We start from the raw sequence: 18,830 nt of genomic DNA on the forward strand, positions 1-18,830 counted from the left end.
CCCCGCGCCGGGTCAGGGGAGTGGTTCGACCACGCCGTACGACGTCAGCCGGCGCGACAGGTTGCGCACCTGCTGACGCCCGTCGCCGAGGAGGTGGTCGATCGCGGTGATCCGGGCGGCGAGGTGGCCCACGGAGTACTCCGCGGTCATCGCGATGCCGCCGTGGAGCTGGATCGCCTCCTGGCTGAGGTGGCGCCCGGCGCGGCTGACCTGGAGCTTGGCGCGGGAGGCGGCCTCGCGCTTGCGCTCCGCCGTGGACGACTCGTCGGAGAGGACCATCGTGGCCCAGGTGACGATGCTGCGGGTCAGCTCGAGCGAGGTGTACATGTCGGCGGCGCGGAAGGTGAGCGCCTGGAAGCGGTTCAGCGTGACGCCGAACTGCTTGCGCTGGGTGAGGTACTCGGTGGTCTTGCGCAGCGCGGTGTCCATCGCGCCCAGCGACTCGTGGCAGTAGGCCACCGTCGCGAGGGCGATCACGTCCTTGACGCCGTCGGTGACGTCGCCGCCGGCACCCAGCGGGGTCGCCGGCGTCTGGTCGAAGACGACCCGCGCGGCACGACCGCCGTCGAAGGTCGCGTACGACGTCCGCTCGGTCGCCGAGGCGTCCACGAGGAACAGCTGCCCCTCGGCGAAGACCACCAGCACGTCGGCGCGGCCGCCGTTGAGCACCGGCTCCTTGGCCCCGGTCAGGGTGTCGCCGTCGACGCTGACGCCGCCCTCGCCGCCCGTGGCGTCGGAGTAGGCGAACGCGGGCACGAGCTCGCCGGAGGCGAGGCCGCCGAGGATCTCCTGCTTCTGCTCGTCGCTGCCGTAGGCGGCCACGAGCCCGCCGGCGAGCACGACCGCCTCGACGAACGGCTCGGGTGCGATCACGCGGCCGAGCTCCTCGGCGACGACCGAGACCTCGGCGGGGCCGGCGCCCATGCCGCCGTCGTCCTCGGCGAAGGGCAGTCCGAGGACGCCCATCTCGGCCAGTCGGGCCCACAGCTTCTCGTCGAAGCCCGGGTCCTCGGCGACGACCTCGCGGCGGCGCTCGGTGTCGTATCCCTTGAGCAGGCCGCGTACGGCGTCGCGCAGGGCGGTCTGCTCACCATCGAGTGTGAAGTCCATGTTCAGTCCCTCTCTACAGGCCGAGGATCGTGCCGGCGATGATCTGGCGCTGGATCTCGTTGGATCCGCCGTAGATCGAGGCCTTGCGAAGGTTGAGGTAGATGGGGGCGGAGAGTCGTGCCCACGGGGGTACATCGGAACCCTCGCCGGCTCCCGACGCGAGTGCGAGGTTGCCGCCGAGGTCCATGGTCAGCTCGGAGACCGCCTGCTGGAGCTCGGTGCCCTTGAGCTTGAGCACCGAGGAGGCGGGGTGCGGCTTGCCGTCGTCGGAGTTCGCCACCACGCGCAGGGCGGTCAGCTCGAGCGCGAGCAGCTCGTTCTCGAGCTCGATGATCTGGGCGGCGACGAGCGGGTCCTCGATCTGGCCCGTCTGCACGGCCGTCTCCTTGACTGTGGCGAGGGCGCGCTTGGTGGCCCCCACGGGAGCGACCCCCACCCGCTCGTTGCCGAGCAGGAACTTGGCGTAGCTCCAACCGGCGTTCTCCTCGCCGACGAGGTTCTCGGCGGGGACGCGCACGTCCTCGAAGAACACCTCGTTGACCTCGTAGCCGCCGTCGATCAGCTGGACCGGGCGCAGGGTCACGCCCTCGGCGTCCATCGGGCACAGGATGAAGCTGATCCCCTTCTGCTTGCGCTCGGCCTCGGGGTCGGTGCGGCACAGCACGAAGATCCAGTCGGCGTACTGCCCCAGCGTGGTCCAGGCCTTCTGCCCGTTGATCACCCAGTCGTCGCCGTCGCGGACGGCGCGGGTCTTCAGCGAGGCGAGGTCGGAGCCGGCCTCGGGCTCGGAGAAGCCCTGGCACCACCAGATGTCGAGGTTGGCGGTCGCGGGGAGGAACTTCTCCTTCTGCTCCTGGGAGCCGAAGTTCGCGATCACCGGGCCGACCATGTTGGCGTTGAACGCCAGCGGCGGCGGGACGCAGGCCAGCTGCATCTCCTCGTGCCAGATGTGGCGCTGCAGCGGCGTCCAGTCGCGGCCACCCCACTCCACGGGCCAGTTGGGTACGGCGAGGCCCGCCTCGTTGAGGATCCGCTGGGCCTCGACGATGCCGTCCTTGCCGACGTGTCCACCTCCCCGGATCGTGTCCCGGAGCTCCTGGGGGATCTTGGTGGTGAAGAAGGTGCGCATCTCCTCGCGGAACGCGGACTCATCCTCGGTCAGGGCAAGGTGCATGTCTGCTCCTGTCGGGGTGTGGCGGACGTGCTGGTCAACCTACCCCGCAGTACAACCTCCGGAAATGGGGCTCGGACCGCGGGGGGCCGGGTCAGGAATTCAGCGCCTTCTCGATGTCGGCGGCGATCTTCTCGGGCTTGGTCGTCGAGCCGTAGCGCTTGATCACGGTGCCGTCGCGGCCGACGAGGAACTTGGTGAAGTTCCACTTGATCTTCTCGCCGAGCAGCCCGCTCTTCTCCTCGCGCAGCCACTTGTAGAGCGGGTGCGCCTCGTCGCCGTTGACCTCGACCTTCTCGAACATCGGGAAGCTGACGCCGTAGTTCTTCTGGCAGAACGCCCCGATCTCCTCGTTCTCGCCGGGGTCCTGGTTGCCGAACTGGTTGCACGGGAAGCCGAGGACGACGAGTCCCTGGTCGGCGTACTGCTCGTGGAGCTTCTCCAGCCCCTCGAACTGGGGGGTGAACCCACACTTGGACGCGGTGTTCACCACGAGGGCCACCTTGCCGGCGTAGGCCTCCAGCGGCTGCTCCTCGCCGGTGATCGTCCTGGCGGTGAAGTCGGTCAGTCGCGGCACGTGGGGGCTCCTTGCGTCGGGTGGGTGGTTCGTCAGGCACAGCCAGTTGGATGGCCCGTTTGTTCCGCCGTGGACGAACTACCCCGGCGAGCTACTTCAGCCTGGCCCGGACGGCGTACCGCTGGCCGAGGTCGTGGACTCCGCGGCCGAAGCAGGAGTACACCGGCCCGCCGTACCCGTCGCCGATGCTGCCGCAGTCGCGCATCTGGGTGCTGGTGTTGCTCACCACGACCACCACGGCCGAGAGCGCGCGGCGGTTGAAGCCGAGCAGCATCCGCCCGTCGCCGCTGCGGTTCAGCCGCATCATCGTGTGGCTGACCGTGCCGTTGCGGAACCGTCGCTGGACCAGCGCCGTGCTGCCACTCGCCGTGTCGGGTGCGTTCACCTCGACGAGCAGCCGCTTGCGCGGCTTCAGGCGGCCGTGGGGGAGCACCGCGACCGCCGAGCTGGACAGGTGCGGCAGGCTCACCCGGCGCCACCCGGTCGTGCGGGTGTTCTTCTTGCGGGTGGAGAGCACCTTGAGCATCGTGAACGCCGGGGTGGGGTACGCCGACCGCTCGGCGTAGCTGCGTGCGGGCAGCGTGTTCCAGCTCCCGAACACGGTGAAGAACTCCGGCCAGGCGACCCGGCGGGCGCTCAGCACCGCCCGGATGGCCTGGAGGGAGTACCGGTTGCGGGGCGCGTCGGCGTACTCCCAGAACTGCCGGACCACGTTGCGGTCGCGCAGCCGCTCGGCGGCGTACTTGAAGAACACGAAGGAGCCGTAGCGGCTCATTCCGACGCTGTAGTCCAGCGGGGTGCCGGGGCTGCGGATCGGGCTCTGGCCGAGGAACTGGTAGTTGTCGTTGATGGAGTCGTAGACCTCGTCCTCCATCCAGGCGGCGGTGCCCTCCATCATCCAGATGTCCTCCTTCACGTCGTACCCGAACTGGATGACGTGGAAGAACTCGTGGGCGGTGGTGACCCGGAGGGCGTTGATCGGCGCGATGCCGTACTGGGCGCGGGAGAAGTCGTTGTCGAGGACGCAGTAGCCCGAGGTCTGGCGCGCGCCGGGGCTGCCCTCGGGGGCGCAGTAGCCGTAGAGCCCGCGGTTGCCGAGGTCGGCGAGATAGATGTCGATCCGGGCGTCGGGGTTGTCGAGGTCCGAGGCACTGCCGTCGTCGCCCCGGGGAGCGCGGAACCGCAGCGTCCCCACCTGGTGCTTCCAGACCTGCGCCACGGTGGCGTAGACGGTCTCCACGTAGTTGGGTACGCCGTCTGCGTCGGTGTCGGTCGGGTTCACCCGGTCGGTGCCGGTGGTGACCCAGTGCAGGCACGCGACCCCGCCCGGCGGGCACCAGTGGGCGCGACCACGAGCCGGGTAGCTGATCGCGGGCGGGCCCCCGAGCCAGTCGCCGCCCGGGTCGGAGGGACGTGCCAGCAGCCGCTCGGCGGCCTCCCTCTCCTCACCGCGCAGGAGCGGTCGGGCGAGGTGCAGGTCGCGCAGCGTCATCGTGACCTCGGTCGAGGCGCCGTTCCCGACCGGCCGGCCGGCCCGGACGCGCCGGGTGTCGGTGGCGAACTGCCGCTCGGCCTTGGCCAGCAGGTCCTCCGCCTCGTCCCGGGTGAAGTCGGCCGCGCTGCCTGCTGCGGCCGGGCTCGTCGGCGCCTCCACGGGGGCGGGGGACTCGGCGGTCGCACCCGCGACCGGGGTCACCGACCAGGCCAGCACGAGGCCCAGCAGGACCACCAAGGTTGCGCGAAAGGTGCAATACACCCACGAAGTGTAGGGGTTCGACGGCCAGGTACCCGGGCTATCGGTAGGTTTCTGGCAGTGAGCACAACTTCCTTCGCGAGCACCGACTCGCAGGCGGACGCGGTCCGACGTACCCGGCTTCGGCGGATGCAGGCAGTGGCCGGCGGTCTGCTCGTCTTCGCCGCCGTGGTCTACGTGCTCACCCTGGACCAGGACGGCTTCTGGGGGTTCGTCAACGCGGGCGCCGAGGCGAGCATGGTCGGGGCCATCGCCGACTGGTTCGCGGTGACCGCGCTGTTCCGGCACCCGCTGCGGCTGCCGATCCCGCACACGGCGCTGGTGCCGCGCAAGAAGGACGAGTTCGGCAAGAGCCTCGAGGAGTTCTTCGCCGAGAACTTCCTCAACGAGCCGGTGATCCGCGAGCGCCTCGCGGCGGCCGACATCACCACGCGCGTCGGTGCCTGGCTCACCGAGCCCGCCAACGCCCAGCGGGTGGTGGCCGAGGCGACGACGGTCGCCGCGCTCGGGCTGCGCAGGATGCGCGACGAGGACGTCGCCTCGGTGGTGCGCGAGGTGGTGATACCGCGCTTCATGGCCGAGCCGATCTCACCGATCGCCGGGGGGCTGCTCCAGGAGATCGTCCGCGACGGAGCCCATCACGGACTCGTCGACCTCGCCCTCGAGGAGGCGCACCGCTGGCTGGTGCACAACCAGGAGACCTTCACCGACGTGATCGGGGAGCGCGCTCCCTGGTGGGCGCCGGACCGGCTCAACGACGTCGTCACCACGCGGCTGCACCTCGAGGCCGTGCGCTGGCTGGCCGACATCCGTCGCGACCCCGACCACCACGCCCGGCTCGCCCTGGACAGCCTGCTGGCCCAGCTCGCCGAGGACCTGCTCACCGACCCCGCCACCCAGGAGCGGGCCGAGAACCTCAAGCTCCGGGTGCTCGGGCAGCCGCAGGTCGTCGAGACCGCGATGTCGCTGTGGAGCGCCTTCCGCAAGGCACTGCTCGAGGCCCTGGAGGAGGAGGACGGGCCGCTGCGCCAGCGTGCGACCCAGGAGCTCGTGGCCTTCGGCACGCGGATCGGCACCGACGCCGCCCTTCGGGCCAAGCTGGACACCTGGGCGGCCAACCTCGTGGTGTGGGCGGTCGGGCGCTACGGCAACGAGCTCACCGCGGTGATCACCCAAACCATCGAGCGCTGGGACGGCAAGGAGGCCTCCGACAAGATCGAGCTCCACGTCGGCCGGGACCTGCAGTTCATCCGGATCAACGGGACCGTGGTCGGCGGACTCGTCGGCGTCATCATCCACGCCGTATCGTTGGCGCTCTGATGGCAGCGATCGAAGACGTACCGATCAAGGACCAGTCGATCCGGCTGGGCCAGTTCCTCAAGCTCGCGAACCTGATCGAGAGCGGTTCCGACGCCAAGGAGCTGATGATCCAGGGCGCGGTCACCGTCAACGGCGAGGTCGAGACCCGTCGCGGTCGTCAGCTCGTCCCCGGCGACGTGGTCGGCCTGGGCGGCACCGCGTCACGGGTCGCCCAAGCCGACCACTGAGGTCGTTTCGGCCAGGTCAGCGCACGTCGATCAGGTCGACGACGAAGATCAGGGACTCGCCGGGCTTGATCACGCCGCCCGCGCCGCGGTCGCCGTAGGCGAGGTGCGGGGGAATGGTGAGGCGACGACGCCCGCCGACCTTCATGCCTTCCACGCCCTGGTCCCAGCCGGCGATGACCTGGCCGACGCCGAGCCGGAAGTCGAGGGGTGCCCCGCGGTTGTAGGAGGCGTCGAACTCCTCGCCGGTGGAGTGCGCGACGCCGACGTAGTGGACGGACACGGTGCTGCCCTTGGTCGCCTCGGCGCCGCTGCCCTCCTCGAGCTCGGTGATCTCGAGCTCGGTGGGTGCTGGGCCCTCGGGCGGGTCGATCTCTGGCTTCTGTGTGCTCATGGCTCCACCCTGCCACGCCCCTCCCGGCGCCGGTCCGGGTGCCCGCGTCCGAAAGTGGTCGAGCAGCGAACGCACCTCAAGGTGGTCGAGCAGCGAGCGAAGCGAGTGGATAGTCGAGACCACACCAGGTGAGCGCCCCCCGCTCGTGCCACACCACCTACGTCACTCTGCTCCGGAGTGCTCGTCGGTACCGCCGCTGGTACCAGCGTTGTGCGACGAGGATGGCTGGGAACGCCGGACGCCAACGACCGGACGCTGGGCGGGTCAGGGAGCGCAAGGTCAACCAGACGCCGCCGTCGGAAGTGCGGTGCACGATGAAGGCTTCCTCGCCGGAGACGGGGTGACCCTGCATGGTTCCGTAGGCGAAGCCGCACCGGTCCGGCCCCTCCAAGACCGCCACCACCCGGACGGGTTCGTGGATCGAGAACGGGCCGATGTGAGCGGTGAGGAGGTAGTCCCTCCCGTCCTGCACGCGAGTGGCGTCACCGGTGACCGATTGAACGGTGAACCCGCTGCGGGTCTTCACGCCCCAGTCGAGCACCTCGTCGGACACCCTCTTCCAAAGTGCCGTTCCGCGCCCGATGCGCACTGTCCGCTCGTAGCGGCGAAAGCCGGAGGGGTCCTCGGCCCAGGTGTGTTCCCCCGGCCGGGTTGCCCCGACCGCCTCGTAGCTGAGGCTGCCGGCCTGCTGCTTCACAGACGCGCACCGTGATCGTGACGGCGATGCCGTACGACGACGGGACGGCTTCGTCTCCCGGGCCACGCCAGCGCAAAGGCTGTCGCCGAGATGATCGGGAACAGGACGAGCATGGAGCGCGCGTCATCGCTGAGACGCAGCACCGTCTCGTCACCGTTCACCATCAAGGTGCGCTCCCAACGGTCCTTGGAGACGCGGTCTCCCTCTTCGAGCATGGAGGCGAGGGCGGAGTCCCAGTGGCGGCCCTTGCCGTCCACTGTCACGTGCCAGACGTCGTCCACGCCCGGGTGCTTCTCCTCGCGAACCTCCACGTCGGTCACCTTTCCGTCGAGGTGCCACGGGATGGCGGAGCGCTCCACGAGAGTCCACGCACCGAGAGCGCCGAAGCACACCACCGCAAGGATCAGCACCGTGGCGACGTACCCGTGGGTCTGCTCAGGCGAACGCAAAGCCGAACCCTGCAATCAACAAGGCGACCCCACCGAGCAGTGCGACGCCTGTCGATGACAGGCGGTCCTCTGCATCCATCAGCGCTATGCCCGCCAGCACGGCACCGGTGCTCTGGTTGGCGAGGTCGACCGGATCGAACTCGGCCAACCGGAAGACCGTCGCCTCCGCCACCACCCCGAGCACGACCGCGCACCCCACTGTTGCGGGTACCACCCAGGGGCGTCCCGGCAGACCCGCGACCACGAGGGCCACCAGGATGAACGTTCCTCCGGCACCAGCGAGAAAGTGACCTACGTAATCGGTCCGATCCGAGAAGAGCAGCCCGTAGGCCACCCCTAGGGTCCCGATAGCAGCGAGTGCCGCGGCGGGGCGGCTTGGCGAGTGCGGTACGCGCTGAAGTGGGTGCGGTGGCGGGCCGGTCCGTGGTCCGCGTCCTGGTGTCACACCCGCCCGGCTCAGGTCTGGTGGACGTAGCTGTCGAGCTGGTCGCGCTCGAAGGTCAGCTGGGTGATCCGGCTCTTGACGACGTCACCGATGCTGACCACGGCGACCACCTCGCCGTGCTCCACGACCGGCACGTGGCGGATCCGGTGCTCGGTCATCTGGGCCATCAGCTCGTCGACCTCGAGACCGGGCTCGCAGGTCCGGACGGTGGTGGTCATGATCTGGCTGACCGGGGCGTCGAGCACCGCCTCGTCGGTGGCGAGCTTGCGGACGACGTCACGTTCGCTCACGATGCCGTCGAAGCCCGCGCCCTCACTGCTGACGACCACCGCGCCGATGTTGTGCTCGGCGAGCAGCGCCAACAGGTCGCGCACGCTGGAGTCCGGGCGGATCGTGACGACCTCGCTGCTCGACTTGCTGCGGATGACGTCGCTGATCTTCATGGCCAGGCCCTTCGATTCACTCACGGATGAGAGGTAGAGGCTCGTGAATCTAGTGTCCCTCGGCCTGGTTGCACAGGGACAGATTTCAGTCGCGGTCAGCCGCGGGCTCGCTGCGGCGTGAACTGAGGTCGTGCACGGTCCCGCCGGGGTGGGGGTTCCCCTGGTCGGGGAGCGACCCCAGGAAGGCCAGGGCCTGGTCGTGCAGCTTGCCGTTCGTGGCCAGGGCGCTGCCTCCGGTGGGGCCGGGCTCCCCGTCGAGGGAGGTGAAGTAGCCGCCGGCCTCGCGCACGATGATGTCCAGGGCCGCCATGTCGTGGATCTCGAGCTGCGGCTCGGTCGCGATGTCCACGGCCCCCTCGGCGACGAGCATGTAGGACCAGAAGTCGCCGTACGCCCGGGTGCGCCAGCAGCGCCGGGAGAGCGAGAGGAAGTCGTCGAGGCGTCCGCGCTCGTCCCAGCCGGAGAGCGAGGAGTAGGACAGCGATGCGTCCTCGACCCGGGAGACGTCGGAGACCTGGCAGGGGGTCGCGCGCAGCAGCGACTTGCCGGTCCACGCGCCGCCGCCCTTCATCGCCCACCAGCGACGGTTCAGCATCGGGGCCGAGACCAGGCCGACGACGACCTCGCCGTCGACCATCAGCGCGATCAGGGTGGCCCACACGGGTACACCGCGGACGAAGTTCTTGGTGCCGTCGATCGGGTCGACCACCCAGCGCCGCTGGCTGTGGCCGGTCGACCCGGTCTCCTCGCCGAGCACGGCGTCACGGGAGCGGGCCCGCGACAGGGTGCGGCGGATGCCCTCCTCGACCGACCGGTCGGCGTCGGTGACCGGGGTCAGGTCGGGCTTGGTCATCACGTGGAGGTCCATCGCCTTGAACCTCGCTTCGGAGGTGGCGTCGGCGTCGTCGGCGAGCACATGGGCGAGCCGGAGGTCGTCGGTGAAGTCGGACGGCATGAGGCACAGAGTAAGCCCCCGCAGAGATGGTTGTCGGGTTAACCTTTCCCGCATGGAGATCAACGGCCTTCCGCTCCACCCGCTCGTCATCCATGCCGTCGTGGCCTTCGTGCCCCTGGCAGCCCTGGCCTCGACCGCGATGGCGGTCCCGAGGTGGCGCTGGATCGCCCGCTGGCCTGCACTCCTGCTGACGCTGGTCGCGACCGCGGCCGCGTTCGTCGCCACCCGGTCCGGTGAGCAGCTCGCCGAGGACCGGGGCCTGGGGGCGTCGCCGCTCGTGCAGACCCACGAGGAGTGGGGCGAGCGCCTGATGATCGCGATGTGGGTCTTCGCGGCGGTGGTCGCGGTGGCGTTCTGGGTCCTGCCGCACGTGACCCGCCTCAGCGGGGGCAGGGACCGGGTGGGCAAGGTCGCGGCGCTGGAGAAGCCGCTGATGGTGCTGCTGCCCCTGGTCTCGGTGGTGGCGCTCGTGCTGGTGGTGCTCACCGGGGACGCGGGCGCCCAGGCGGTCTGGCAGCAGTAGCCCGCGCTCGGCCGGGCTCAGTAGTGCTGGTCGCCGGCCTCGCGGCTCGCGAGCAGCCTGCGGAACGAGCTCACCCGGTCGGCCTCCGGGCCGGTGGCCTCGCTCAGCCCGCACTCGGGCTCGTTCTCGCCGTGCGTGCAGCCACGCGGGCACGTGTGGGTCAGCTCGTGCAGGTCCGGGAACGCCTCGATCAGCTTGTCCGGCTCCACGTGGGCGAGCCCGAAGGAGCGGATGCCGGGGGTGTCCACGATCCAGCCCCCGCCGGGCAGCGCCAGCATCAGCGCGGTCACGGAGGTGTGCCGGCCGCGACCGGTCACGGCGTTGACCACGCCGACCTCGCGGAAGGCGTCCGGGACAAGGGCGTTGACCAGCGTGGACTTGCCGACCCCGCTGTGCCCGAGCAGCACGCTGGTGCGGCCCGCGAGGCGGTCGACGATGTCGGTGAGGTCGGCGCCGCGCTGGGTCACCACGTAGGGCACCCCCAGCGGCCGGTAGCTCGACAGCAGCGGCTCCGGGTCGGCGAGGTCGGCCTTGGTCAGGCAGAGCAGGGGATCCATCTTCGCGTCGTACGCCGCCACGAGTGCGCGGTCGATCAGTCCCTGGCGCGGCTCGGGGTCGGCGAGGGCGGTCACGATCACGAGCTGGTCGGCGTTGGCGACGATCACCCGCTCGACGGGGTCGTCGTCGTCGGCGGTACGACGCAGCACCGTCTTGCGCTCGTCCACGCTCACGATCCGCGCCAGGGAGCCGTCCGCGCCGGAGGTGTCGCCGACCAGGCGCACGCGGTCGCCGGTGATCACGGCCTTGGGGCCCAGCGCGCGGGACTTCATCGCGGTGACGATGGGCTCGTGCTCGCCGAGCCGGCAGGTGTAGCGGCCCCGGTCCACGGTGACCACCACCGCGGGGACGGCGTCGGCGTACGCCGGCCGGTCCTTGGTCCGGGGGCGGGTGTGCCGCCGCGGGCGCTCGTAGCTCTCGGGATCGTGCTCGCCGTAGCGGCCCGTCGTCATCGCACCAGCCCCGCCCACACGTCGGCGAAGCCGGGGAACGTCTTGGAGGTGGTGGCGACGTCCTCGACGAGCACGCCGTCGACCGCGGACCCGACCACCACCGCCGCGTGCGCCATCCGATGGTCGGCGTAGGTGTGGAAGGTGCCGCCGTGCAGCGTCGCGGGCTCGAAGGACAGGCCGTCGGGGTGCTCGGTGACCGCCGCCCCGAGGCCGCCGAGCTCGGCTGCCAGCGCGGAGATGCGGTCGGTCTCGTGCCCCCTGATGTGCGCGACGCCCCGCAGCCGGGACGGGGTGGAGGCCAGGGCGCACAGGGAGGCCACCGCGGGGGTGAGCTCGCCGACGTCGTGCAGATCGGCGTCGATCCCCAGGAGCGTCTCGCCGGCGGCGAGGGTCAGCCCGTCGTCGTCGAGCGTCACCTCGGCCCCCATCTCGCCGAGGATGCCACGCAGAGCGTCACCGGCCTGGGTGGTCCGGCGCGGCCAGCCCGGGACCCGGATCCGGCCGCCGCTGGTCATCGCGAGCATCAGGAAGGGTGCGGCGTTGGACAGGTCCGGCTCGATCGTGACGTCCACGGCCTGGATCCGGGTGGGTGCGACCGTCCACGTGTCCGCGCCGTCGTCGTGGCCCACGACCACCTCGACGCCGTGCTCACGCAGGCTCTCGATCGTCATCTCGATGTGCGGCAACGAGGGCACCGGTGGCCCCTCGTGACGCACCACCACGCCCTCGGCGTACGCCGCCCCGGCGAGCAGCAGCGCCGAGACGAACTGGCTCGAGGAGGAGGCGTCGATGGTCACCGAGCCGCCGCGGACCCGCCCGGAGCCGTTCACGGTGAACGGCAGCACCCCGCGGCCCTCGTCGTCGATGTTCACGCCGAGCTGGCGCAGGGCGTCGAGCACCCCGCCCATCGGGCGTGTCCTCGCGTGCGGGTCGCCGTCGAAGTGCACCTGCCCCTTGGCCAGGGCGGCCACCGGGGGCACGAAGCGCATCACGGTGCCGGCCAGGCCGCAGTCGATCGTCCCGCCTCGGAGCGGTCCGGGGAAGACGAGCCAGTCGTCGTCGGTGGTCACCACGGTCGACCCGAGCGTGGAGAGCGCGGTCGCCATCAGCTCGGTGTCGCGCGAGCGCAGCGCCCGGCGTACCACCGAGGGGCCGTTCGACAGCGCCGCCAGGACCAGGGCGCGGTTGGTCAGCGACTTGGATCCGGGCAGCTCGACGCGTGCGTCCAGGGGGTGGCGCGCGACCGGTGCCGGCCACAGCGCCGGGTCAGGACTGGAGGTTGGGTGCACGCACCGAGGCTATTGGCCCATCGACTTCGCTGCGACCTTGGCCTGCAGCTTGGCCTCGCGGCCGAGGTGCCTGGCCTCGCGGCGTACCGAGGTCGCACCGTGCCGGGCGCGCCAGGCGATTCCCGGCCGGCCCTCGGTGTCGACCGCGGCGAGGAAGAGCCCGCCGAGCACGGAGAGGTTCTTGAAGAAGTCCTGGCGCTGGTGCGCCTTCGCGACCGGGTCGGACTCCTGCCAGAACGGGTGCCCCAAGACGGTGGTGGGCAGCAGTGAGGCAGCGAGGACCGTGCTGGACAGGCGGGGTGCCCGGCCACGGGCGAGCGCCACGGCGGCGAAGATCTGCGCGGCGGCGTTGATCCGGACCAGCGTCACGCTGTCCTCGGGGATCGGCAGCTGCGGGGCGGCCTTCGCGACCATCGGCCGGAAGCGGTCGATGGCCGGCTTCGCCTTCGCGGCGACGGCGGGTGCGTTCTTCAACGTGCCCACGCCACCGACCACGAAGACGGACGCGAGCAGGGGGCGGGCGAGCAGGCGAGTGGCAGTCATGGCTTCACCAATACCCCGATGTCCGACGGCTCAACCAGGGTGCTGCCGGTTCCGGACACCGACGCGGCGACCCGGCTGCCCGTGCGGCACTAGCCTTGGCCGCATGTGTGGTCGCTACGCCTCGAGCAGGCAGCCCGAGGACCTCGTGGAGGAGTTCGAGATCCGCAACCCGGACCTCCCGCACCTCGAGCCCGACTACAACGTCGCCCCCACCAAGGAGGTGTACGCCGTCGTCGAGCGCCCTCCGAGCGGAGATGCGGGTGCTGGCCCCGAGGCGGTGCCCGAGCGGCAGCTGCGGGTGCTCACCTGGGGGCTGGTCCCGTTCTGGGCCAAGGACCCGGCCGTCGGGAACCGGATGATCAACGCCCGCATGGAGACCGTCGCGGAGAAGCCCGCCTACCGCCGGGCGTTCGAGAAGCGACGCACGATCCTGCCGGCCGACGGCTACTACGAGTGGTACCCCACCGAGGAGAAGACCAAGGCGGGCAAGCCGCGCAAGCAGCCGTACTTCATCCGGCCCCGGGACGGCGGGGTGCTCGCCATGGCCGGGCTCTACGAGATCTGGCGCGACCCCGCGAAGGCCGACGACGACCCGACCCGGTTCCGCTGGACCTGCACCGTGCTGACCACCGCCGCCGAGGACTCGCTGGGCCACATCCACGACCGGATGCCGTTGATGCTGACCCCCGACCGGTACGACGAGTGGCTGGACCCGCGCCACCACGACAAGAGCGACCTGCTCGGGCTGCTGGAGCCGGCCGCGCCCGGCAGGCTGGAGGCGTTCCCGGTCGCGCCACTGGTCTCGAACGTGAAGAACAACGGTCCCGAACTCGTGGTGCCGCTGCCACTGGAAGGCGAGAGCTGATGCCGATCGAGCGGATGGTGCCCACTCCCCGGGGCGAGGCGCGGCTCGTCGTACGCCGGGCCAAGCGGCCGATCGCCACCGTGGTGCTCACCCACGGGGCGGGCGGGGGGATCGACGCGCCCGACCTGGTCAGGCTGGCGCGCACGCTCCCGCAGCAGGACATCTCGGTGACCCTGGTGGAGATGCCGTGGCGGGTGGCGGGCCAGCGGCTCGCACCGCCACCGCCCGCGATCGACGAGTGCTACCGCGCCGTGCTCAACAGCATGCGCACCCGGAGCCCGCTGGTCCTGGGTGGCCGCAGCGCCGGCGCCCGCTCGGCGTGCCGGATCGGGCGCACCGTCGGGGCGCGGGGGGTGCTGGCGCTCTCGTTCCCGCTCCACCCTCCGGGCAAGCCGGAGAAGTCGAGGCTTCCGGAGCTCCAGGGCGCCAGGGTCCCGGTGCTGGTCGTGCAGGGGGAGCGGGACCCCTTCGGCACCCCGGCGGAGTTCCCGGCGGGCGTGGACCTGGCCGTCGTACCCGCTGCCGACCACTCGATGAAGGTGCCGAAGTCGGCCCCGGTGAGCCAGGCCGACGCGCTGGCCGTCGTGCTGGAGGCGACTCTGGAGTGGGTGGTGCGTGAGGTCGCGGGGAATCGAAACCGCTGACGCTGCGTTGGGAGTGGAGATTGCGTCTGGAGGAGATGCCCGTGCTCGACACACTCGACCGACCTGCCGATGAGCAGACCCCGGTAGTCTGGGGAACGATGAGTGATTCTGAAATCGAGGCCCTGGGCCTCGTCGACGTCGACCCCGCTGACATCGATCCCGCCACCGAGAGCGAGGTCGACCGCCAGGCGCGCTTCGAGCGCGACGCGCTGCCGTTCCTGGACCAGCTGTACTCCGCCGCCATGCGGATGACCCGCAACCCGGCCGACGCCGAGGACCTCGTCCAGGAGACCTTCGCCAAGGCCTACGGGTCCTTCCACCAGTTCCGGCCGGGCACGAACCTCAAGGCGTGGCTCTACCGCATCCTGACGAACACGTTCATCAACACCTACCGCAAGAAGCAGCGCGAGCCGCAGCAGTCGATGGCCGAGGACGTCGAGGACTGGCAGCTGGCCCGCGCCGAGTCGCACTCCTCCCGTGGCTTGAAGTCCGCGGAGATGGAGGCGCTGGAGCACCTCCCCGACTCCGACGTCAAGGACGCCCTGCAGCGACTCCCCGAGGACTTCCGGCTCGCGGTCTACCTCGCCGACGTCGAGGGTTTCCCGTACAAGGAGATCGCCGAGATCATGGAGACGCCGATCGGCACCGTGATGTCCCGGCTCCACCGCGGACGGCGCCAGCTGCGCGAGATGCTCACCGGCTACGTGCGCGAGCACGACCTGCTCCCGAGCGGATCGAAGGGGGGCTCGCGATGAGCGGCGGCCCCACCGAGGGAGCCGGAGCACCCGAGACGAACACCCCGCTGCCCGACGCGGACTGCTCCGAGGTCCTCGGGCGCGTGTTCTTCTTCCTCGACAACGAGCTGGACGCCGCCGGGTGCGCCGAGATCCAGCACCACCTCGACGAGTGCGGCCCCTGCCTGGCCCGCTACGACCTCGAGCGCACGGTCAAGAGCCTGGTCGCCCGGTCCTGCACCGAGGTCGCCCCGATGGCGCTGCGCCAGCGGGTGCAGCTCACGATCAAGCAGGTCCAGATCCGGATCAGCCCCCAGGACTGAGTGGGCCGAGACCGCCGATTTCGCTTCTGCCCGGCCTCGATGAGAAGATGAGTCTCGCTTCGAGGGAGACTCCACGGAGCCGTCGACGTAGGAGGACCTCATGGGCAAGACAGGCCGCAAGCGCCGCGCTCGCAAGAAGAAGGCAGCGAACCACGGCAAGCGCCCCAACGCCTGAGCCTGGCTCAGGCCCAGCAACCATCCATTCGAGCCCCGGACCCACGGTCCGGGGCTCGAATGATGTTTGGATGTCTCCATGGAACTCGAGTCGCTCCTGCTGCGGGGCCGCGAACTGATCGACCTGACCACCCAGGCGCACGCCGAGCGGTGGGGCCTCGGTACGGCGCAGCGCTGGGTCCTCGACCAGGCCACCGGCACGATCAGGTGGGCCTTCGAGGACCGGGTCGTCTCCGCCCCCGCCCAGATCCTCGCCTCCTGGAACAGCAAGGTGAGCAGCTTCGTCTGGGCCTGGGACAACGAGACCATCGCCGAGCACCTGCGAGCGACGGCCGTCGAGGTGCGCACCTTCGGGGTCGAGCACCAGGTCCCGGCGCTGAGCTCCTCGCCGCTGAAGCTGGACGAGGAGCAGGTGCGTGACCTGATCGCGCTCGCGTTCGCCGCCACCGGCGGCACCGGGCTCTACCACCCCTACGACGGGCAGCTGGCCACCTACATCAGCTTCGGGGCCGTCACCATCGAGGAGTCCGGGGGCCGGGTCTCCACCTTCGAGCCGGCGCTCTCGTGAGCGCCGCCGCGCCGCTCGCCGCCGGGCTCGTGGCCACGCTGGAGCGCACCGTCGGCGACGACGACACCGCGTCAGCGGTCGGCTCCGGCAGCCTGCCGGTGCTGGGCACCCCGCGCCTGCTCGCGTGGTGCGAGGCTGCCACGTGTGCGGCGATCGCCCCGGCGCTGGAGGAGAGCCAGACCAGCGTCGGCACCCGGGTGACGCTCGAGCACACGGCGCCGTCGCCGGTGGGCAGCACGGTCGAGATCACGGCGAGCGTGGTGCACGTGGACGGGCGGCTGGCCAGGTTCACGGTGGCCGCGCGCCAGGGCGGCAGGCTCGTCGGCTCCGGCGAGGTGACCCGGGTGGTGGTCGACGCGGAGAAGTTCATGTCGCGCGTCCCCGCGCCGGACCCTCGCTGAGGGGACTCAGTCCGTCGTCAGCGGGAGCTCGTAGGCGAGCAGCAGCACCCCAGGGCTGGGCGACCAGTCGTCCTCCGGGACCCGGGTGAAGCCGAGCCGCTGGTAGACCCGGTGGGCCGCGGTCATCTTGTCCATCGTGGACATCCGGACACCCGTGTACCCCAGGGCGCGGGAGCGTTCCAGGCACAGCTCGACCAGCGCCCGGCCGACCCCGCGGCCGCGTGCCGCGGGGTTGACCGCGAGCATCCGGAACTCGCCCTCGCCGCCGCGACCGATCTCGCGGTACGCCGACCCGACCGGGCAGAACGTCACCGACCCGAGCAGCCTGCCCTCGTCGACGGCGACCCAGACCTCCGCCTCCCGGGCACGGCGAGCCGTGGCGAGGAGCTCGTGGACGTACTCGTCGCCCTCGGTGAGGAACCCGTCGTCGAGGTACACCTGAGCGGTGAGCCGGCCGACCTCCTCGAGCTCCGCGTCCAGGACCCGGCGGATCTCCATGCCCGGGCCCGGCGTCAGATGCCGAACGTGTTGCGCGGGTAGGCCGCGTTCACGTCGGTGATCACGTTGACCAGGTAGGGCACGTTCGCGGCGAAGGCGCGGTCGATGGCCGGGCCGATCTCGCGGGGGTCGGTGACGGTCTCGCCACCGCCACCGAGCGCCTTGACCACCTCGTCGTAGCGGGTCCCCGGCGCGAGGTCGGCGGCCACGTCGTACCCGTAGAGCATCTGCATCGGCTGCTTCTCCAGACCCCAGGCCGAGTTGTTGCCGCAGATCATCACGACCGGGAGGTTGTGCCGGACCAGGGTGTCCACGTCCATGAGGGACATGCCCGCGGCGCCGTCGCCGTACAGCAGCACGACCTGCGCGGAGGGCCGGGCCAGGCGCGCCGCGATGGCCGCGCCGAGGCCGGCGCCGAGGCAGCCGTAGGGGCCCGGGTCGAGCCACCCACCGGGGCGCTTGGGCTCGACGAACTTGCCGGCGAAGGAGACGAAGTCGCCGCCGTCGCCGATGACGATCGCGTCCTCGGCCAGGCGGGGGACGAGCTCGCCGTAGATCCGGGCAGGGTGGATCGGGTCGGCGGTGGCGCTGAGCAGCTCGGCGTCGCGCGCGGCGGCAGCCTTCGCGGTGTCCTGCAGCTTGGCGACCCATGCGGCCCAGTCGGGCCGCCGGACCAGGCCCGCAACGGCCTCCCGCAGGCCGTCCAGGATCAGGGTCATGTCGCCGGAGGCCTGCGCGGCCAGGTCGGCGTGCGCGGAGAGCTGGCCGGGGGAGTCGGCGAGGTGTACGACGCGTGCGGGCACGGCTCCCTCCTTGCCGCCGAAGACGCCGTACCCGAGGCGGAAGTCCAGGGGGGTGCCGGCGACGACGACGAGGTCGGCACCGCCCAGCGCCACGCCGCGGGCCTTGGTGACGAGCAGCGGGTGGCCACCGGGGATGACCCCGCGGCCCATCCCGTTGGTGATCGCCGGGATGCCGGTCTCCTCGACCAGGCGCAGCGCGGCCTCCTCGCCGCCGTCGGCCCAGACGTCGGTACCCATCACCAGGACGGGACGCTGCGCCTGCCCCAGCAGCTCGGCGATGTCGGAGAGCACGTCGCCGTCGGGCTCGGCGCCGCGACGGGGTCCGACGGCCGGCCTGGTGGAGGTGGAGGAGTTGAAGAACTCGTCCATCGGGATGTCGACGAAGACCGGTCCCCGGTGCGAGGAGCCCGCGACGGTGAACGCCTCGTCGATGCCCTCGGCCACCTCGCCGGCGGTGTGGATCGTGCGCGAGAGCTTCGAGACCGGCGCCATGATCGGCGGCTGGTCGAGCTCCTGCAGCGAGCCCATGCCCCAGCGGTTGGCCGGCGCGCGTCCGCCGACCACCACGAGCGGGGAGCCGTTGAACTGCGCCTGCGCGATCGCGCTCACCCCGTTGGTGACGCCCGGCCCCGCGGTCAGCACGGCCAGCCCCGGCTTGCGGGTCAGCTTGCCCGTCGCCTCCGCGGCGAACGCAGCCGTCTGCTCGTGGCGCACGTCGATGATCCGCATCTGCGGGTCGGCGGTCACTGCTCCGTCGTACATCGGGAAGACGTGGGCGCCCGAGAGGGTGAACATCGCCTCGACACCGTGTGCCCGTGCGACCGCGACCGCGTGCTGCCCCGAGTGCGCCTCGACGGCGCCCCCGGCCTCGGAGGTGGTCTGCGGGTCAGTGTCCTGCTCAGGTGCCTGCGTCATGA

The 18,830-nt window shown here is 71.1% G+C and carries 25 protein-coding genes; 10 read left to right on the forward strand and 15 right to left on the reverse strand.

The window, feature by feature from the left end; genetic code table 11:
• Positions 1–12: 12 nt before the first annotated feature.
• From AC4BGB_RS16130 to AC4BGB_RS16145, 4 genes are all read right to left on the reverse strand, one after another.
• The gene (locus AC4BGB_RS16130) at positions 13–1,110 is read right to left on the reverse strand and encodes an acyl-CoA dehydrogenase family protein (protein WP_490547901.1); all 1,098 of its coding nucleotides are present in this window, start codon (positions 1,108–1,110) and stop codon (positions 13–15) included.
• A gap of 13 nt (positions 1,111–1,123) precedes the next feature.
• Positions 1,124–2,284 (reverse strand): acyl-CoA dehydrogenase family protein, encoded by a 1,161-nt coding sequence (locus AC4BGB_RS16135; RefSeq protein WP_490547902.1) that lies wholly within the window; start codon positions 2,282–2,284, stop codon positions 1,124–1,126.
• A gap of 91 nt (positions 2,285–2,375) precedes the next feature.
• The gene (locus tag AC4BGB_RS16140) at positions 2,376–2,858 is read right to left on the reverse strand and encodes a glutathione peroxidase (RefSeq protein ID WP_490547903.1); all 483 of its coding nucleotides are present in this window, start codon (positions 2,856–2,858) and stop codon (positions 2,376–2,378) included.
• A 91-nt stretch (positions 2,859–2,949) separates the two neighbouring features.
• Complete coding sequence (locus tag AC4BGB_RS16145) at positions 2,950–4,614, reverse strand: MXAN_6640 family putative metalloprotease (RefSeq protein WP_490547904.1); 1,665 nt, start codon at positions 4,612–4,614, stop codon at positions 2,950–2,952.
• A gap of 57 nt (positions 4,615–4,671) precedes the next feature.
• On the opposite strand from AC4BGB_RS16145, the gene AC4BGB_RS16150 reads away from it, so the two are divergent.
• Both AC4BGB_RS16150 and AC4BGB_RS16155 read left to right on the forward strand, forming a co-directional pair.
• On the forward strand, positions 4,672–5,931 hold the full coding sequence (locus AC4BGB_RS16150; protein ID WP_490547905.1) for a DUF445 domain-containing protein: 1,260 nt from the start codon (positions 4,672–4,674) through the stop codon (positions 5,929–5,931).
• Positions 5,931–6,158, forward strand: a complete 228-nt coding sequence (locus AC4BGB_RS16155) for an RNA-binding S4 domain-containing protein (RefSeq protein WP_490547906.1) — start codon at positions 5,931–5,933, stop codon at positions 6,156–6,158. The genes AC4BGB_RS16150 and AC4BGB_RS16155 overlap by 1 nt, the downstream gene beginning before the upstream one ends.
• A gap of 16 nt (positions 6,159–6,174) precedes the next feature.
• Here the strand turns inward: AC4BGB_RS16155 and AC4BGB_RS16160 are convergent, their stop codons facing one another.
• The 6 genes from AC4BGB_RS16160 to hisN all read right to left on the reverse strand — a co-directional run bounded on the left by AC4BGB_RS16160 (position 6,175) and on the right by hisN (position 9,538).
• Positions 6,175–6,549: an FKBP-type peptidyl-prolyl cis-trans isomerase gene (locus AC4BGB_RS16160; RefSeq protein WP_490547907.1), complete on the reverse strand. Its 375-nt coding sequence runs from the start codon at positions 6,547–6,549 to the stop codon at positions 6,175–6,177.
• 157 nt (positions 6,550–6,706) lie between these two features.
• A complete protein-coding gene (locus AC4BGB_RS16165) occupies positions 6,707–7,246 on the reverse strand; it encodes a DUF1990 domain-containing protein (protein ID WP_490547908.1) in 540 nt (179 codons plus the stop codon).
• Positions 7,243–7,695 (reverse strand): hypothetical protein, encoded by a 453-nt coding sequence (locus AC4BGB_RS16170; RefSeq protein ID WP_490547909.1) that lies wholly within the window; start codon positions 7,693–7,695, stop codon positions 7,243–7,245. Before AC4BGB_RS16170 ends, AC4BGB_RS16165 begins: the two co-directional genes overlap by 4 nt.
• Positions 7,682–8,029, reverse strand: coding sequence for a hypothetical protein (locus AC4BGB_RS16175; RefSeq protein WP_490547910.1), 348 nt, complete (start codon positions 8,027–8,029; stop codon positions 7,682–7,684). Before AC4BGB_RS16175 ends, AC4BGB_RS16170 begins: the two co-directional genes overlap by 14 nt.
• A 122-nt stretch (positions 8,030–8,151) precedes the next feature.
• Positions 8,152–8,607, reverse strand: coding sequence for a CBS domain-containing protein (locus tag AC4BGB_RS16180; protein ID WP_490547911.1), 456 nt, complete (start codon positions 8,605–8,607; stop codon positions 8,152–8,154).
• A gap of 61 nt (positions 8,608–8,668) precedes the next feature.
• The gene (gene hisN, locus AC4BGB_RS16185) at positions 8,669–9,538 is read right to left on the reverse strand and encodes a histidinol-phosphatase (RefSeq protein WP_490547913.1); all 870 of its coding nucleotides are present in this window, start codon (positions 9,536–9,538) and stop codon (positions 8,669–8,671) included.
• Positions 9,539–9,590: 52 nt separating this feature from the next.
• On the opposite strand from hisN, the gene AC4BGB_RS16190 reads away from it, so the two are divergent.
• A complete protein-coding gene (locus AC4BGB_RS16190) occupies positions 9,591–10,061 on the forward strand; it encodes a DUF2231 domain-containing protein (protein WP_490547914.1) in 471 nt (156 codons plus the stop codon).
• A 17-nt stretch (positions 10,062–10,078) separates the two neighbouring features.
• Here the strand turns inward: AC4BGB_RS16190 and rsgA are convergent, their stop codons facing one another.
• From rsgA to AC4BGB_RS16205, 3 genes are read right to left on the reverse strand one after another with little or no spacing between them, the layout of a single operon-like run.
• Entirely contained in the window at positions 10,079–11,071 is a 993-nt protein-coding gene (gene rsgA / locus AC4BGB_RS16195; RefSeq protein ID WP_490547915.1) for a ribosome small subunit-dependent GTPase A, read from the reverse strand.
• Positions 11,068–12,360, reverse strand: coding sequence for a 3-phosphoshikimate 1-carboxyvinyltransferase (gene aroA / locus AC4BGB_RS16200; RefSeq protein WP_490547916.1), 1,293 nt, complete (start codon positions 12,358–12,360; stop codon positions 11,068–11,070). The genes rsgA and aroA overlap by 4 nt, the downstream gene beginning before the upstream one ends.
• Positions 12,361–12,369: 9 nt before the next feature.
• Positions 12,370–12,903: a DoxX family membrane protein gene (locus AC4BGB_RS16205; protein WP_490547917.1), complete on the reverse strand. Its 534-nt coding sequence runs from the start codon at positions 12,901–12,903 to the stop codon at positions 12,370–12,372.
• Positions 12,904–13,006: 103 nt separating this feature from the next.
• Here AC4BGB_RS16205 and AC4BGB_RS16210 point away from each other — a divergent pair, with 103 nt between their 5' ends.
• From AC4BGB_RS16210 to AC4BGB_RS16240, 7 genes are all read left to right on the forward strand, one after another.
• Positions 13,007–13,768: an SOS response-associated peptidase gene (locus tag AC4BGB_RS16210; RefSeq protein WP_490547918.1), complete on the forward strand. Its 762-nt coding sequence runs from the start codon at positions 13,007–13,009 to the stop codon at positions 13,766–13,768.
• Positions 13,768–14,412 carry an alpha/beta hydrolase family protein gene (locus tag AC4BGB_RS16215; RefSeq protein ID WP_490547919.1) on the forward strand — a complete coding sequence of 215 codons (645 nt, stop codon included), beginning with the start codon at positions 13,768–13,770 and terminating at the stop codon, positions 14,410–14,412. Before AC4BGB_RS16210 ends, AC4BGB_RS16215 begins: the two co-directional genes overlap by 1 nt.
• Positions 14,413–14,510: 98 nt before the next feature.
• Positions 14,511–15,167, forward strand: a complete 657-nt coding sequence (locus AC4BGB_RS16220) for a sigma-70 family RNA polymerase sigma factor (protein ID WP_490547920.1) — start codon at positions 14,511–14,513, stop codon at positions 15,165–15,167.
• On the forward strand, positions 15,164–15,469 hold the full coding sequence (gene rsrA, locus AC4BGB_RS16225; RefSeq protein WP_490547921.1) for a mycothiol system anti-sigma-R factor: 306 nt from the start codon (positions 15,164–15,166) through the stop codon (positions 15,467–15,469). Before AC4BGB_RS16220 ends, rsrA begins: the two co-directional genes overlap by 4 nt.
• Positions 15,470–15,569: 100 nt before the next feature.
• Positions 15,570–15,644 carry a 50S ribosomal protein bL37 gene (locus tag AC4BGB_RS16230; RefSeq protein WP_371863162.1) on the forward strand — a complete coding sequence of 25 codons (75 nt, stop codon included), beginning with the start codon at positions 15,570–15,572 and terminating at the stop codon, positions 15,642–15,644.
• Positions 15,645–15,722: 78 nt separating this feature from the next.
• Positions 15,723–16,211 (forward strand): DUF6882 domain-containing protein, encoded by a 489-nt coding sequence (locus tag AC4BGB_RS16235; protein ID WP_490547922.1) that lies wholly within the window; start codon positions 15,723–15,725, stop codon positions 16,209–16,211.
• Positions 16,208–16,612 (forward strand): thioesterase family protein, encoded by a 405-nt coding sequence (locus AC4BGB_RS16240; protein ID WP_490547923.1) that lies wholly within the window; start codon positions 16,208–16,210, stop codon positions 16,610–16,612. The genes AC4BGB_RS16235 and AC4BGB_RS16240 overlap by 4 nt, the downstream gene beginning before the upstream one ends.
• A 6-nt stretch (positions 16,613–16,618) precedes the next feature.
• Here AC4BGB_RS16240 and AC4BGB_RS16245 read toward each other — a convergent pair whose 3' ends face one another.
• Positions 16,619–17,110 (reverse strand): GNAT family N-acetyltransferase, encoded by a 492-nt coding sequence (locus AC4BGB_RS16245; protein WP_490547924.1) that lies wholly within the window; start codon positions 17,108–17,110, stop codon positions 16,619–16,621.
• A gap of 14 nt (positions 17,111–17,124) precedes the next feature.
• A complete protein-coding gene (locus tag AC4BGB_RS16250) occupies positions 17,125–18,828 on the reverse strand; it encodes an acetolactate synthase (RefSeq protein WP_490547925.1) in 1,704 nt (567 codons plus the stop codon).
• Positions 18,829–18,830: the final 2 nt, after the last annotated feature.

Source organism: Nocardioides sp. Z30_9 (assembly GCF_058215735.1).